This is a genomic window from Amycolatopsis sp. NPDC059657 (genome assembly GCF_042734395.1).
Classification (GTDB): domain Bacteria; phylum Actinomycetota; class Actinomycetes; order Mycobacteriales; family Pseudonocardiaceae; genus Amycolatopsis.
In genome coordinates this window covers 133,431-147,831 of sequence record NZ_JBHWEB010000001.1, presented here as the reverse complement: position 1 = coordinate 147,831, position 14,401 = coordinate 133,431, and the positions used below count along the sequence as shown (strand labels likewise).

Annotated in this window: 12 protein-coding genes and 4 tRNA genes; 6 read left to right on the top strand and 10 right to left on the bottom strand. The window is 67.8% G+C overall.

All coding sequences use genetic code 11. The features are described 5' to 3' along the window. Positions 1-20: 20 nt before the first annotated feature. Positions 21-902, bottom strand: a complete 882-nt coding sequence (locus ACFV15_RS00715; protein WP_378348011.1) for a sigma-70 family RNA polymerase sigma factor — start codon at positions 900-902, stop codon at positions 21-23. After that, positions 902-2,635, bottom strand: coding sequence for an L-aspartate oxidase (locus ACFV15_RS00710; RefSeq protein WP_378348010.1), 1,734 nt, complete (start codon positions 2,633-2,635; stop codon positions 902-904). Before ACFV15_RS00710 ends, ACFV15_RS00715 begins: the two co-directional genes overlap by 1 nt. Before the next feature lie 119 nt (positions 2,636-2,754). Here ACFV15_RS00710 and ACFV15_RS00705 point away from each other — a divergent pair, with 119 nt between their 5' ends. After that, positions 2,755-3,177, top strand: a complete 423-nt coding sequence (locus tag ACFV15_RS00705; RefSeq protein ID WP_378348009.1) for a cupin domain-containing protein — start codon at positions 2,755-2,757, stop codon at positions 3,175-3,177. Between the two features lie 207 nt (positions 3,178-3,384). On the opposite strand, the gene ACFV15_RS00700 is transcribed toward ACFV15_RS00705, so the two are convergent. Both ACFV15_RS00700 and ACFV15_RS00695 read right to left on the bottom strand, forming a co-directional pair. Next, on the bottom strand, positions 3,385-3,720 hold the full coding sequence (locus ACFV15_RS00700; protein WP_378348008.1) for a hypothetical protein: 336 nt from the start codon (positions 3,718-3,720) through the stop codon (positions 3,385-3,387). A gap of 37 nt (positions 3,721-3,757) precedes the next feature. Then, positions 3,758-4,219, bottom strand: coding sequence for a hypothetical protein (locus ACFV15_RS00695; RefSeq protein ID WP_378348007.1), 462 nt, complete (start codon positions 4,217-4,219; stop codon positions 3,758-3,760). 243 nt (positions 4,220-4,462) lie between these two features. Between ACFV15_RS00695 and ACFV15_RS00690 the strand changes: the two genes are divergently transcribed. After that, positions 4,463-4,882, top strand: a complete 420-nt coding sequence (locus ACFV15_RS00690; RefSeq protein WP_378348006.1) for a YybH family protein — start codon at positions 4,463-4,465, stop codon at positions 4,880-4,882. A gap of 479 nt (positions 4,883-5,361) precedes the next feature. On the opposite strand, the gene ACFV15_RS00685 is transcribed toward ACFV15_RS00690, so the two are convergent. Both ACFV15_RS00685 and ACFV15_RS00680 read right to left on the bottom strand, forming a co-directional pair. Beyond that, entirely contained in the window at positions 5,362-6,687 is a 1,326-nt protein-coding gene (locus ACFV15_RS00685; RefSeq protein ID WP_378348005.1) for a M14 family zinc carboxypeptidase, read from the bottom strand. Positions 6,688-6,814: 127 nt separating this feature from the next. After that, on the bottom strand, positions 6,815-7,078 hold the full coding sequence (locus ACFV15_RS00680) for a hypothetical protein (RefSeq protein WP_378348004.1): 264 nt from the start codon (positions 7,076-7,078) through the stop codon (positions 6,815-6,817). A 165-nt stretch (positions 7,079-7,243) separates the two neighbouring features. On the opposite strand from ACFV15_RS00680, the gene ACFV15_RS00675 reads away from it, so the two are divergent. The 3 genes from ACFV15_RS00675 (at position 7,244) to ACFV15_RS00665 (ending at position 10,717) form a co-directional block, all read left to right on the top strand. Beyond that, a complete protein-coding gene (locus ACFV15_RS00675; protein ID WP_378348003.1) occupies positions 7,244-8,383 on the top strand; it encodes an adenosylhomocysteinase in 1,140 nt (379 codons plus the stop codon). 245 nt (positions 8,384-8,628) lie between these two features. Next, positions 8,629-10,023 (top strand): alpha/beta hydrolase, encoded by a 1,395-nt coding sequence (locus tag ACFV15_RS00670; protein WP_378348002.1) that lies wholly within the window; start codon positions 8,629-8,631, stop codon positions 10,021-10,023. A gap of 70 nt (positions 10,024-10,093) precedes the next feature. Further along, positions 10,094-10,717, top strand: coding sequence for a hypothetical protein (locus tag ACFV15_RS00665; RefSeq protein ID WP_378348001.1), 624 nt, complete (start codon positions 10,094-10,096; stop codon positions 10,715-10,717). A gap of 193 nt (positions 10,718-10,910) precedes the next feature. On the opposite strand, the gene ACFV15_RS00660 is transcribed toward ACFV15_RS00665, so the two are convergent. The 4 genes from ACFV15_RS00660 to ACFV15_RS00645 form a co-directional block, all read right to left on the bottom strand. After that, positions 10,911-11,000, bottom strand: a tRNA-Ser gene (locus ACFV15_RS00660). A 12-nt stretch (positions 11,001-11,012) separates the two neighbouring features. Next, positions 11,013-11,099, bottom strand: a tRNA-Ser gene (locus ACFV15_RS00655). 13 nt (positions 11,100-11,112) lie between these two features. After that, positions 11,113-11,173, bottom strand: a tRNA-Glu gene (locus ACFV15_RS00650). Positions 11,174-11,176: 3 nt separating this feature from the next. Then, positions 11,177-11,251, bottom strand: a tRNA-Arg gene (locus ACFV15_RS00645). Between the two features lie 377 nt (positions 11,252-11,628). On the opposite strand from ACFV15_RS00645, the gene ACFV15_RS00640 reads away from it, so the two are divergent. Next, on the top strand, positions 11,629-14,274 hold the full coding sequence (locus ACFV15_RS00640; protein ID WP_378348000.1) for an exo 1,3/1,4-beta-D-glucan glucohydrolase: 2,646 nt from the start codon (positions 11,629-11,631) through the stop codon (positions 14,272-14,274). Positions 14,275-14,401: the final 127 nt, after the last annotated feature.

The following is a 14,401-nucleotide window of genomic DNA, read 5'->3' as shown; positions in this document are numbered from 1 at the left end:
GCCCGAACTTTTGTGACACCTCAGGAGAAAGCGGCCAGCTTGCCGGGGTTCAGCATCCAGAGCACCTGGTCGATCCCGTGCTCGGAGGTGGTCACGGTCACCAAGGCGGACGTCACGCCGTCCCGCTTGAGCAGCAGCCCGGTCTGCCCGTTCGCCTCGACCCACGAGATGTCGGCACCCGACCAGAAGTCGCTGCCCCAGGCGTGAATGACCTTCGCGAGCTTGACCGCACCGTGGATCGGCATCCGCGCGGCCCGCGCGACACCGTTGCTGTCGGCGTAACTCACCACGTCCTCGGCGAACAGCCGTTCCAGCGCGGAGATGTCCCCCACCTGCGCGGCGGCGAGAAACGCCGTCAGCAGCCGCCGCTGCTCGGGCACGCTCGACGGCGTCCGCCGCTCGGCCTGCAGATGCTTGCGCGCCCGGCTCACCAGCTGCCGCGACGCGACCTCGCTGGTCTGCACGATCTCGGCGATCTGGCTGTACGGGTAGTCGAACGCCTCACGCAGTACGTAGGCGGCGCGTTCGGTCGGCGAAAGCTTCTCCAGCAGGAGCAGCACGGCGAACTCGAGCCCAGCGGCCCGCTCGGCGCCCAGCTGCGGATCCGCCGAGGTGTCGACGGGCTCGGGCAGCCATGGCCCGATGTAGGTCTCGTGCCGTTTGCGCGCGCTCCCGCTGACGTTGATGGCGAGCCGCGTGATTGCCGTCGCGAGGTAGGCGGCGGGGTTCTCGACCTTCGACCGGTCGCAGGTCTGCCAGCGAACCCAGACCTCCTGGACGAGATCCTCGGCGTCGAGCGCGCTGCCCAGCATCCGGTAGGCGATGCCGAACAGGCGTCCCCGCACCCCGGCGAAGACGGCGGCCGCCTCGTCGAGGTCCGCACCCCGGGCGGGAAAACCCATCACTCCACCAGCTTCCCCTCGGTCGAAACCTCCCGCATGAGCCCCGCGATCTCCGATGGAACCACCGGGATCTCCTCCCGTTCAACCCGGCCGGGCCCGGCCCAGACCAAATTCACCCGAAGCGCTGGATCCAGCTCCGGGTAGTCCGATCGGTTGTGACAGCCCCGCGTCTCCCTGCGCTCCAGCGCCGCTTCGAGCGTCGCGCGGGCGGCCAGCGCCGAAGCCTTCAAGTCGAAGGCGTGCGCCAGATCCTGGAACCCGGCGAGGTCCGGATGCACGCCCACCTTCGCCATCCTGACCTCGAGTTCGTCCACTTCGGACAGTCCGGCCAGCAGCGACGTCTCGTCACGGACCACCCCGGCGTGTTCGGTCATCGTGTCTCGCAACGTCCGCTGCAGCGCGCGCACGTTCTCCGGCCCGTCGGCTGCCAGCAGCGAGTCGACCTCGCCCCGAGCCTGCGCGAGCGCCTCCCACGACCGGCGCTGAGCGGGCAGATCCGCGGAATACCGAGCCGCGACCGCACCCGCGATACGGCCGTAGACCAGCAGTTCGATCAGCGAGTTCCCGCCAAGCCGGTTCGCGCCGTGCAGCCCGCTCGACGCTTCACCGATCGCGTAGAGCCCGTCGACGCCGGTGCCATGATCCTCCGCACGCACCCATACCCCGCCCATCGAATAGTGCGCGGTCGGCGCGATCTCGATCGGGGACCGTGTGATGTCGAGCATCTGCAGCTCCAGCAGCGTCTGGTAGACGCGGGGCAGGCGCCGCATGATCGTGTCGCGCTCCAGATGCGAGACGTCGAGCCAGACGCCGCCCCGCGGGGTGCCGCGGCCCTCCTTGATCTCGGTGTACGCGGCCAGCGCGACGCGATCACGGGTGGACAGCTCCATCCGGACAGGGTCGTAGCGCTCCATGAAGCGTTCGCCCACCGCGTTGCGCAGGATGCCGCCCTCGCCGCGCGCCGCCTCCGAGACCAGCGTGCCCGCCGCGTTCTCGGGGTCGATCAGGCCGGACGGGTGGAACTGGACGAGCTCGGGGTCACGGATGCGGCCGCCCGCCAGTACCGCGAGGCGGAAGGAGTCGCCGGTGTTCTCGTCACGCCGAGACGACGTGCGGCGCCAGATGCGGGTGTGACCGCCCGTGGCGAGAATGACGGCGTCGGCGTGGATGAGGTACCTGGTGCCGGTTTCGACGTCGAAGCCGTACGCGCCGAACACGGCGTTCCCGTCGACCAGGATCCTGGTCACATAGCAGGTGTCGAGCACTCGGATGCCCAGCTGGGCGGCGCGGTTGACCAGCGTGCGCTGGATTTCGAGGCCGGTGTAGTCGCCGGCGAACGCGGTCCGGCGGTAGGTGTGCGCGCCGAAGAACCGCTGGGAGACGCGCCCGTCGGCCTCGCGGGCGAACGGCATGCCCCACCGCTCGAGATCATGGATGCCGCGCGCGGCGTTCTCGGTCACGATCCGCACGACCTCGGGGCGGGCGAGCAGGTAGCTCTCCTTGATCGTGTCGGCGGCGTGCTGCTGCCAGGTGTCCTCGGGATCCATGGTGGCCAGCGCGGCGTTGATGCCGCCGGCGGCGAGTGTGGTGTGCGCGTCGGCCTTGGCGCGCTTGCCCAGCACCAGCACGTCGACACCACGTTCGGCCAGCTCGATCGCCGCACGCAGGCCGGCGCCACCGGAGCCGATCACCAGCACCGAGGTCGCGAGCTGGTGTTCTTCGGGGTGAGTCATCGATGTTCTCCGTTCGCTCACCACCTTGGACACCGCAGCCGCAGGATTCGTGACAGCGTGCTGTCACAGAACGGTGCGCCGCCCGGTCTAGGCGTTCAGTCACAACGGAAAGGAAGATCATGCCGCAGTACATCGATTCACCCGGCCCGGCAGCGGCCGCGCCCATCATCGAGGTGATCGGCACCGTCGAAGGCGCGCCCCAGATCCCCGACGGCGCCGAGGCGATGACGATCCTCGTCACACTCCCGCCCGGCTCCGAGGGCGCGCCCCCGCACCGGCACTCGGGCCCGGCGTACGGCTACGTGCTCAAGGGCGAAATGATCTTCGAGCTGGAAGGCGAGCCGCAGCGGGTGCTCAAGGCGGGCGACACCTTCTGGGAGCCGGGCGGCGACGTCATCCACTACCAGGACGGCAACAACCTGGCCGACGCCGAGTCCGCCTTCGTGGTGACCATGTTCTGCGCGCCGGGCCAGCCGATGCTGACGCCGGTGAGCGCGGACGAGCTAGAGCAGCGACGGCACCTCCGGGCCCCGCGCCCCTGACGAAGATGGACTGCTGACGGCACGCGGACACACCCGGGATCACGAAGGTCCGTCGGCGTGTCCGCGTTCCCCGCACGCGTGTCCGCCCCTCATGCACGCGTGTCCGCGTTCTGTGCACAGCGCCAGGCTCACCACCTATGGGGTCGTGAGTGTTCCCGCCGGTTAGAACCGGCCGTACCACTCACGACCCCACCTTTGGCTTACCCCTCAAAATAGTTTGCCGTCGATGTTCTTCCGGGGCACGCCTTCCACTTCGGTGCAGAGTCCGAAAACCCGTTCCGCGCCGGTCCACCCGTTGATCCCGCCACGGTTGTTCCCGATCTGCACGCGCTTGCCGTTGATGGCGGTGACGAGGTGCAGATAGACGGTTCCCGACACCCTCGCCAGCACGATGTCGCCGACCTCGACCTTCGCCGGATCAACCGGCGCGATCGTCACCAGCTGCCTGCTGTGGATCAACGGAACCATCGACGACCCGCTCGGGCGAATCCGCACGGTCTCCCCGGCGGCCAGCCTGGCGGCGGCCGTGTCCAATACCCCCATGCCCGCAGTATCACGACGCGCCGAACCCGGTCGCAACCTATTTGCGGGCGAGCCATTCTTCCAAGGTCCGCAAGTGGTCGACCGGAAACGGGAGGCCTCGCCACGTGCGCGGGAACGCGTCCTCCCCCACCCGGTCGAGTCGAGCGCGAAGCGGCGTGACGAACGCGGTCACCAAGGTGCGCACTGGCATGTCGGCGGCCATGATCAGCCGCCCCTGATCGTCGGGAAGCCGCTCGTGGAGATCGGGGAAGACCAGCAGGCGAACTCTGGCGAACCCGTCGTCGGCGGTGATCAGCCAGCGGAATTCGGAAGGCTCCGCCCAGCAGCGGAACCGGGCATGACGCTCGCCTTGGGTGAGTGCCACAAATCCGCTGAACATGTCATCCAGGGGCGGCAGCATGTCGGACGCCAGGATGCGCAGGCGGTTTACACCGTGATCGACAATGAAGGTGAGACATCCGCACGACTCCCACGTCACGTCGACCGCGAACGGCGACAAGGTCTTGTCAGGCTGGGAGGATGCGGGGCGGTCCTGCTCGGGGTGCCTAGGGGGCATGGCCCTTTCTGGTTGTCATGAACAGATCATCGCACGGGAGGGAGCCGGGATTTTCGAAGTCCCGCTCACCCCGGCCGCGCGATACAGCGCCGCACCTCGGGCGCCTGCTCGTGGCGTCACGCCTCTTGACTCCGCCGATCACCTGGCTCATGCTCGCCGGGTTCACCGACTGCATCGGAGTTGGCCATGACGGATGAGCGTGCCGCGTTTCTGGCCGAGATCCTGCCGAAGCAGATCGCCGCTGAGCAGGCGATGCACAACGGCGACGTCGAGCCGCGCCTCAAACTCTGGTCGGAGACCGACCCGGTGAGCCTGTTCGGCGCGGCCGTCGCGGTGCGGACCGGCAGGGAGGACCTCGACCGGACGTTCCGCTGGGTCGCGTCCCGCTTCTCCGACTCGACGGAGTACCGGTTCGAGCTGCTGGCCGCCGAAGCGAGCGGTGACCTGGCCTACACGATCGGCTTCGAGCACAACACGGTGTCGGTCAACGGCGTCCCCACGACGTACACCCTGCGCGCCACCCACGTCTACCGCCGCGAAAACGGCGAGTGGAAGATCATCCACCGCCACGGCGATGCCATCCCCACCGACCAAGAGCGGTCGTGAACCCGAAGACGGCGTGTCGTCCATCCATGCACAGGTGCCGTCCATCCGCGCACGACCGCGGATTTGGTGAGGGCCTCCCTCACCAAGCCGAAGTTGGTGAGGGAGGCCCTCACCAGGTCGGCCATCAGGGTCCCGGCAAAGTCGGTTTCACGAAGATCAGCTTTCCCCGAGGCATCGCTAAATGTCCACAAAGGACTCACGTTGGCAATTTTTGTACCACATTGTCGCTTTTGTGCGAGTTCTGGAGCGGGACTGGACGCATGAACGGGGCGTTTGCGTCGCTCAGTTGTGAACGCTGTGGCGTTCATCCCTTCAACCGACCCGGGAGGGCGACTTTGCCGGCCCCCTGCATCCGAACTGGGTGAGGGAGGGCCTCACCCAGCTCCCCTCACAAACGCAAGCGAGCCAAGGCAGCGAAACGGGGGTGTCCCTGAGTGCTTACCAAACACGCCCAGGGACACCCCCGCCAAAGCAGGTCTTTACTGCTGGTAAGGCGCGGCCGCGGCCTTGGCCGCCGTGATGAACGCGCCCTTGTTCTTCGGCCAGAAGGTGCTGTCGACGCAGGTGTACTTCGGCAGGAAGCCACCGCAGGTGCCGCTCGAGCCGCCGACCTCGAACGTCACGCTGAACACGCCGAGCGCGCCGTAGGTGAAGTCGTCGGTCGTGCCGCTCGTGTCGTAGCCGACGGTCTCCTCGTTGGTGCCGACCAGGTACCCGTTGGACGCGGCCATCTTGGCGCCGAGCTTGCGGTACTGGGCGTCATTCGGGGACGTGGCCTGGGTGAAGCCCCAGGGGATGATGATGTCGTTGCCGTAGCTGTGCAACGTGATCATCGTGCCGCGCGCGGTCACGGGCGCCGGGTCGTTGTTGCCGGGGCCGCGCTGCGCCGGGTAGATCGCGCGGAACAGGTTCTCGAGCGCCTTGGTCTCCGGCTCGGAGGCCGCGCCGGTGCCCTGGTAGGTCTCGGCGCACGGGGAGTTCGAGTCGCCGCCCCACTTGAAGCTGGAGTTGCGGTTCAGGTCGACGCCGATGCTGGTGCCGCTGCAGCCGCGGCTGTTGTTGGCGTTCTTGCGCTGCAGCTTCGGCGAGTTGCCGCCGGAGGCGACGATGTCGACGCCGTCGGGGTTCGCCACGGGAACGACCCACACCTCCGTGGTGTCCAAAATGGACTTGGCGGTGGCGTCGGTGGCGTAGCCCTCGGCGAGGTAGTCGATCCAGCGCCAGGCGAGTTCGCCGGTGGACAGCTCACGCGCGTGGATCTGCGCCATCAGCAACGCCTTGGGCTTCGGCGAGGTCTTGGACAGCGTGCAGTCGCCCGCTTGCTTCTTGGTCAGGCAGATGGCCTGGATGTCGTGCCCGCCCTGGCCTTTCGTCTTCTTCCACGACTGGCCGATGGTGTACTTGGTGGCCAGATCCGGGTGCGCCGAAACGACCTGCGAGAGGTGCGCCTCCTGCGCGGTCACCGTCCGGTAGCCGCCATAGAACGTGTCCGCGGCGAGCGAGTTGGGCGTCGCGCTGGGCAGTTCCTTATAGACCGTGTCGTAGAACTTCGGCTGGTAGCCGAGTGTGCGCAGCTTCGCGGCGACGGTCTTGTCGCCGACGACGTAGGCGGTGCCGTCACCGGACTCGCCCATGTCGAACCCGGCGTTCGCCAGCGCCACCACCTGCGCGCTGGTGGCCGACACCTGCCAGAAGACCGGTGCCCCGGCGGCGTCGGGTTGCGCCGTCGCGGTGCCGGTGAGCAGACCGGTCAGCACCACGCCGGTGGCGGCGAGTGCGATCCGGTGCAAGGACCTTGACTTCATCGGGACTCCTCATGGCTGCACGGGAGAGACGATCAGCACGGCCGCAAGCTCACGGTCACCGTACTGGCACGCTCAGTGTGTCGCTACCGGCCAAAGCAGCCATACCCTCGAAAGTCGGGAACCCTCGCTAGAGCAATTTGTCCCGTGTGATCGGTAATGCCCGGATTCGCCTGCCGGTCGCGTGGTAGACGGCGTTGCCGATGGCCGCGAGCACCCCGGTGATCGGCGTCTCCCCGAAACCCTTGGCGCCCATGGCCTGGCTGACCGGGGCAGGCCGATCGACGAACAGCGTCTCGATCTCCGGGACGTCCGCGCTCACCGGCACGAGGTACGTGGAGAAGCTGGCGTTGGCGATCCTGGCCGTCCTGCGGTCGATCACCGTGTGTTCCATGATCACATCATCACCCCGATCGGACCGGTATGGTCATGGCATGTGCATCTGCCAGGTAGCGGGGGCGCCGATCTTCGGCGACCACTCCTACCGGTGCGATTTCTACGGCTAAGGACGTTCTGTCCTCCTTAGCCGAATCCACTGAAATCGAAAGAGAGCACAGCCATGCCCAAAACCGTCGCGTCCACGAACTGGGCGCGCAAGCACATGCCACTGACCACCCACGCCGTCCATGAGCTCCAGCCGCTGCTCAGCGGCAAGCGCCTGGCCATGTGCCTGCATGTCGAACCGAAGACGGCCGCGCTGGTCACGCTGCTGGTCGAGGCCGGAATGGACGTCCACCTCACCGGCTCGCCTGGCACGACGCACGACGACGTCGCCGCCGGGCTCCGGAGCCTCGGCGTCTCCGTTTTCACCCGCCGGAGCGACGATGAGCACGACCACGTACGCAACATCGCGAAAGTTCTCGAGTGCGATCCGGACATCACACTGGACAACGGCGCCGACCTGACGATGTCGCTGCTCGCGTCCGGAACCGGTGCGGGCTATCTCGGCGGCACCGAGGAGACCACGACCGGCGGCCTCCGCCTGCGCGAAACCGCGGCCGTGCTGGGCAAACCGGTGGTCGTGATCAACGACTCGCCGTTGAAGCTGATGGTCGAGAACGAGTTCGGCGTCGGCCAGAGCGTCGTGCAGGGCTTCCTGAACGCGACCAACCTGATGGTGCCCGGCACCCGCGCGGCCGTGCTCGGCTACGGCCCGTGCGGCAAGGGCGTCGCCGACACCTTGAGCAAGCTGGGCGCCAGGGTCTCGGTGTGCGACACCGACCCGATGCGCGCACTGCACGCGATCCTCAACGGCCACCAGGTCGGCCCGGTGGCCGAGGTACTGGCCAACGCGCAGGTCGTGTTCACCGCGACCGGCCACGAAGGCGTCATCGGCGCGGCGGAACTCGCCGCGCTGCCGGACGGCGCGGTGCTCGCCGGGGTCGGCCATTTCGCCTGGGAGATCGACAAAGCGGCGTTACTGGCGGCGACGCGCAGCACTGTCGAGTACGCCGAACCGACGCGGCGCACCGGCTACGTGCTCCGCGACGGCCGCGAGATCGTGCTGCTCGACCAGGGCCGCATGCTGAACCTGACGGCCGCCAACGGCAACTCCATCCAGGCCATGGATCTGGGCCTCACGCTGCAGGCCCGCAGCCTCGGCGCGGTCTGTGCCGGCGGGCTCGCCCCCGAGGTCCAGCCGGTGCCATCGGACGTCGAGCGGCGGATCGCCACCGACCTGGTCGGGCTGCTCGCCTGACTTCCGGAACCCTTCCGTCGGCAACTGTGCCCCGTTAGTCGATCACCTAGGCTTGGCCGCCTACACCGGGAGGTTCGTTGCGCAGGACATGGAGTCGGCCAGTGAAAACGCTAGTGGCCGTCGCGATCGGACTCACGATGGCGGTCAGTGTGCCCGCCGCCGAAGCGCGGCCGGACGGTCTCGCCGTCCCGAAGCTGGACTGACGCCCGTGCGACCAGAATCCCGCCTTCGACTGCGCGACGGCCTTGGTACCACTGGACTATGACCAGCCGAGCGGGCCGTCGACGCACATCGCATTGAACCGCAAGGCGGCCACCGACCAGGCCCACCGGATCGGCTCCGTGTTCCTCAACCCCGGTGGGCCCGGCGGGTCCGGCGTCGGCTTCGCGTTCGACTTCGCCGAGCGGTTCTCGGCTTCATTGCAAGGAAAGTTCGACATCATCGGCTTCGACCCGCGCGGGGTCGGCGCCTCGGATCCGTTGCACTGCTTCACCAGCCAGGCCGAATCGAACGCGTTCCTCAGCGCGATGCCGAACTTCCCGTACCAGCGCGAGCAGGAGCGGCCGTTCTTCGACCACTACCGCTCGCTCGGCGAGAAGTGCCGGAAGAACGACGCCACGATCACCCGGCACATGAGCACCGCCGACGTCGCCCGTGACCTCGACCTGCTCCGCCGCGCGGTCGGCGACAAGAAGCTGACCTACCTCGGCTTCTCGTACGGCACCTTCCTCGGCAACACCTACGCGAGCCTGTTCCCGGACAACATCCGGGCGCTGGTCATCGACGGCGTGCTGGACCCGATGCTGTGGTCAGGCGGCGCGCAGATCCTGTCCGACCGGACCAACACGGCGCTGGAGTTCAACGAGTTCCTGCGACTCTGCGACGAAGCCGGCGCGGCGTGCCCGTTCGCGAAGCCAGGGGGCTCGGCCGCCCGCTGGGAGGCACTCGCCAAGACGGTGCGCGCGCACCCCGTCGACCTCGGCGACGGCGAGATCCTCACCTACGACAAGCTGATCGGCCAGGCTGCCAGCGCGATGTACGCGCCGGAGAGCTGGCCCGACTTCGCCGCGGTGGCCAACTTCTTCGCCAACGCCGCACTCGGCGACAAGCAGGCCAAGGCACCGCTCAAGGCCAGGGAAGCCGACTACGACAACAGTTTCGACGCCTACAACGGCAACGTCTGCGCCGACACCAGGTTCCCCGCGTCCTTCGAGGCGTACCGCGCGATCGGCAAGTTCGCCGAGTCGGGCTCACGCTTCGGCCCGTTCTGGTGGTGGGGCAACACGGCCTGCGCCGACTGGCCGGTCAACCAGGACCGCTTCACCGGCCCGTGGCGCACCAAGACCTCGGCCCCGGTGCTCGTGGTCGGCAACCACTTCGACGGTGTCACCAGCTTCGCGGGCGCGCAGGCGAGCCATCGCCTGCTGGAAGGCAGCAGGCTGCTCGCGTACGCGGGCTGGGGTCACACGGCATACGGCCGCAGCTCCTGCGTGACCACGTACGTCGACCAGTACCTGCTCACCGGCGCGCTGCCCGCCGAGGGAACCGTCTGCCCGGCCAACCCGAACCCGTTCCTGCCCGCGCTCAGGTCGACGGGCCCGGTGGCGGGCAAGCCACCGGTTTGGGGCGGCAGGCTGTAACAACCGGCCCGTACCCGACGACCGTCCGACGTCAAGGTCAAAACGCGACGGCGGAGGGGGACCCAGCACCGTGGTCACCGAGATCGATCACCTGCGCACCCAGAACCGCATCGCGAAATGGGCCCTCTTCGTCGCCGCGCTCGCACTGCTCGTCGGCGCGGGCGGCTACTACTGGAACTTCCGCCAGATCAAGGAAGCCCAGACCCAGTTCGATCTTTCCGGCCCGTCGCTCACCTATGACATGGGCGTGAGCCTGGCCTACGCGGACCCGGCCAAGGGCACCAACGCCTGGTTCGACAAGCGGCAGGCGCCGCCGCTCACGAACGCGATCTTCGCCAAGTACGATCAGGTCTGGCTCCGCATCGCCCTGATCAACGAGGGCCGCCTCGAGACGACGCTGACCGGCGCCCGCCTCCAGCTCGGCCCGACCAGCTGGCTCACCCACGACAGCGCGAAGGCCAGAACCTGGTGCACCGTCGACAAAGGACGCATGGTCGACTGCGGCCAGGCACTCCCCATGAGGCTCGCCCCCGGCCAGCGCTACTACATCTACTTCCCGCTCCATGACGTCCGCAAGGACATGACCCACATCCCCTCCCCCGAACCCAGCGTGATCGTCGAAATCACGGCCACCGGCCGCCGCACCCCCACCGAAACGCTCCCGACCGGCATAGTCATGGCCGACCTCCCCTGAAGCATGGGGTCGTGAGTGTTTAGACCGGTTAGAACCGGCCGTACCACTCACGACCCCACTCGCCCGTCACGTTTGACCTTCGGCAGATAGCCGCCGCAACGCGCACGTCCCGTCTCTTCGGGCAACCCCGATGTCCTTTCGGGCAAAGAGAAGCCACCGCCCGTAGACAGGGCGGCGGCGGGGAAACGTCAAGCGGAGGATGCAGGATTCGAACCCGCGCGGCGCTCATCACGCCGACTACCGTTTTCGAAACGGCTGCCTTACCAGTCTCGGCCAATCCTCCCGGCGGGAACAGCGGAGGGCGCGCGGATCGAACGCGCGCCGGACGTGTTGCCGGACCACGGATTAGCACTCCGGTGCCTTACCACTCAGCCAGCCCTCCCTGTCCTGCGTAGCGCGTGCGGGGATCGAACCCGCGTCCCCGGACTGAGACTCCGGGATCCATTCCACTGGACCTAGCACCCCTGCCAGGATTCGAACCTGGGACCTCCGCGTTCGTAGCGCGGCGCTCTGTTCCAGCTGAGCTACAGGGGCATGCTCGCCTGGCCTCGCTCATGGCGACGGCGCGGCGAACGGCAAAATGGCTTGAAAAACGGTGCTCCACAACAGTGCTTCACGAAAAGAGCCGCCCTGATCAGGCGGCTCCTTCGGCATGCAGAGATCTAACTCATGACGAGGAGCGCCTGCGCGAGGCTCGCTCTGAACGCGTCATGATCTGTCTCCCTGTCGTTGGACCGTGTGCAGTCATCATGACCGTCCGCTCGGCGCAGCGTCAACGGATTTACCGGCGGCCCGTCCGAAATTCACCGGCCGATACTTTTTTCGGAGTAAAAATTAACGCTTGACGCGAGCGTCCGCACCAGTGACGATCAGGCACGGTTCCCCCGACGGCTTCGCAGAACGGACTGCCCATGGCCAGATTCTCACTCGCCCGCTCACGCATCGGACGGGGCACGTTCGCCGTGCTGGCCGGGCTGGTCCTGCTGGGCGGCACCGCCCAGGCCACCCCCAAGCCGCCCGGCCAGCCTGTCATCGGGCAGCCCGACCGCGACTTCCGCGGCTGCGCGCGCATCGAGAACAGCCTCAAGCCGCTGGCCGACTGGCCCAAGGTCAAGAGCCAGGTCGAGAAGAACCCGCGCGACGAGCGCAAGATCGCCCAGATCCTCTCCGGCATGACACTCGCCGAGAAGATCGGCCAGATGACCCAGCCCGAGATCGCCGCGATCACCCCCGACGAGGTCAAGCAGTACGCCATCGGCTCCGTGCTCAACGGCGGCGGCTCGTGGCCGGGCAAGGACAAGCACGCCACCCAGGCGTCGTGGCTCGCCGCCGCCGACGCGTACTGGCAGGCCTCGGTCAGCACCCGCACGAAGATCCCGGTCATCTGGGGCATCGACGCGGTGCACGGCAACAACAACGTCTACGGCGCCACCGTCTTCCCGCACAACATCGGGCTCGGCGCGGCGCACGACCCATGTCTCGTCCGCGACATCGCGGGCGCGACCGCGCGCCAGATCCGCGCGACCGGCCAGGACTGGGCCTTCTCCCCCACCCTCGCCGTGGTCCGCGACGACCGCTGGGGCCGCACCTACGAGGGCTTCTCCGAGGACCCGCGGATCACCCGCGCGTACGGCTACGAGGCGATCAACGGCCTGCAGGACGGCGCCACCCGCCGCATCGGCGAAGACGGCGTGATCGCCACCGCCAAGCACTTCATCGGTGACGGCGGCACGCTCAAGGGCCAGGACCAGGGCGTCAACCCGTCGACCGAGTCCGAGATGATCAACATCCACGGCCAGGGCTACTACGGCGCGCTCGCCGCGGGCACGCAGACCGTGATGGTCTCGTTCAACAGCTGGACCAACGCCGAGGCGGGCATCAACGAGGGCAAGCTGCACGGCAGCGACAAGGCGCTCAACCAGATCCTCAAGAACAAGATGGGCTTCGACGGGCTGGTCGTCTCCGACTGGAACGGCATCGGCCAGGTCACCGGCTGCACCAACGCGAGCTGCCCGCAGGCGATCAACGCGGGCATCGACGTGATCATGGTGCCCGCCGACTGGAAGGCCTTCATCACCAACACCACCGCGCAGGTGCAGAGCGGGCAGATCCCGCTGGCCCGCATCGACGACGCGGTGACCCGGATCCTGCGCGTCAAGCTGCGCGCCGGCCTGTTCGACGCGCCGAAGCCGTCCGCCCGCGAGCACGCCGACTCCGCCGCCGCACTGCAGGACCGCAGGCTCGCCCGCGACGCCGTCCGCGACTCGCAGGTGCTGCTCAAGAACAACGGCAAGGTGCTCCCGCTCTCGCCACGCGCCAAGGTGCTGGTGGTCGGCAAGAGCGCCGACAGCCTGCAGAACCAGACCGGCGGCTGGACGCTGACCTGGCAGGGCACCGGCAACACCAACGCCGACTTCCCGAACGGCACCAGCATCCTGGGCGGCCTCCGCGAGACCCTCGGCGCCGCCAACGTCACCTTCGACGAGAAGGGCACGGTCGACCCGAAGGGCTTCGACGCGGTCATCGCCGTCATCGGCGAGACCCCGTACGCCGAGGGCAACGGCGATCTGACCCGCAAGACGCTCGAGGCCGCGAAGCTGTATCCCGAGGACCTCGCGGTGCTGGACAAGGTCAGCGGCAAGGGCACCCCGGTCGTCACCGTCTACGTCGGCGGCCGCCCGCTCTACCTGAACAAGGAGATCAACCGCTCCGACGCGTTCGTCGCGGCCTGGCTGCCGGGCACCGAAGGCGCCGGCGTCGCCGACAAGCTCATCCGCGGCTGGAACAACCGCGGCGGCTACACCGGCGAGCTGCCGTACTCGTGGCCGAAGAGCGCCTGCCAGGCCCCGCTGAACCCGGGCACCGCGGACTACGACCCGCTGTTCCCGCTCGGCTACGGCCTGCGCGACTGGCAGAACCGGCCGATCGGCAAGCTCGACGAGACCTCGTTCCCCGGCACCAACTGCGCTTCGCCGGGTGGTGGCGGCAACGCGACCGAGGACCTGGAGCTGTTCAACCGCCAGGACATCGCGCCGTACAAGGGTTTCATCGGTTCGGCCGAGAACTGGGGCGGCACCGAGATCGGCCCTGACGGCACCGCGTCGCACGCCGAGATCGGCGTCGTGCAGTCCGACGTCAACGTCCAGCAGGACGGGCTGAAGGCGACCTGGACCGGCACCGGTCCCGCGCAGATCTACCTGCAGAACACGACCGGCCCCAGTGACCTGCGCGGCTATCCGAACGCCGACGGGGCGCTGGAGTTCGACACGATCGTCCACGCCGCACCGGCCAACCGGACGGTGCTCAGTGTCCACTGTGTCTACCCGTGCTTCACCGAGGTCAACGCCACCAAGCTGTTCACCGACCTGGCAGGGGCCGGGAAGACCACGGTGAAGATCCCGCTGGCGTGCTTCGCGAACGGGATGGACTTCGAGAACGTCAACACGCCGTTCCTGGTCTACACCGACGCGGCGTTCTCCGCCTCGTTCGCGAACGTCCGCTGGGTGCCGAAGGGAGCGAAGGATCCGGACGCGAAGTCCTGCTCGGACCTGACCTAGCAAGGGCTCGTGCGTGGTATGGCCGGTTAGAACCGGCATACCGCTCACGACCGGCTTGCTCCGGTGAGCGGGACTTGTTGAAATGCTTTGGTAATGCCGCGTTACTAGACTTGGTAACGCGACATTA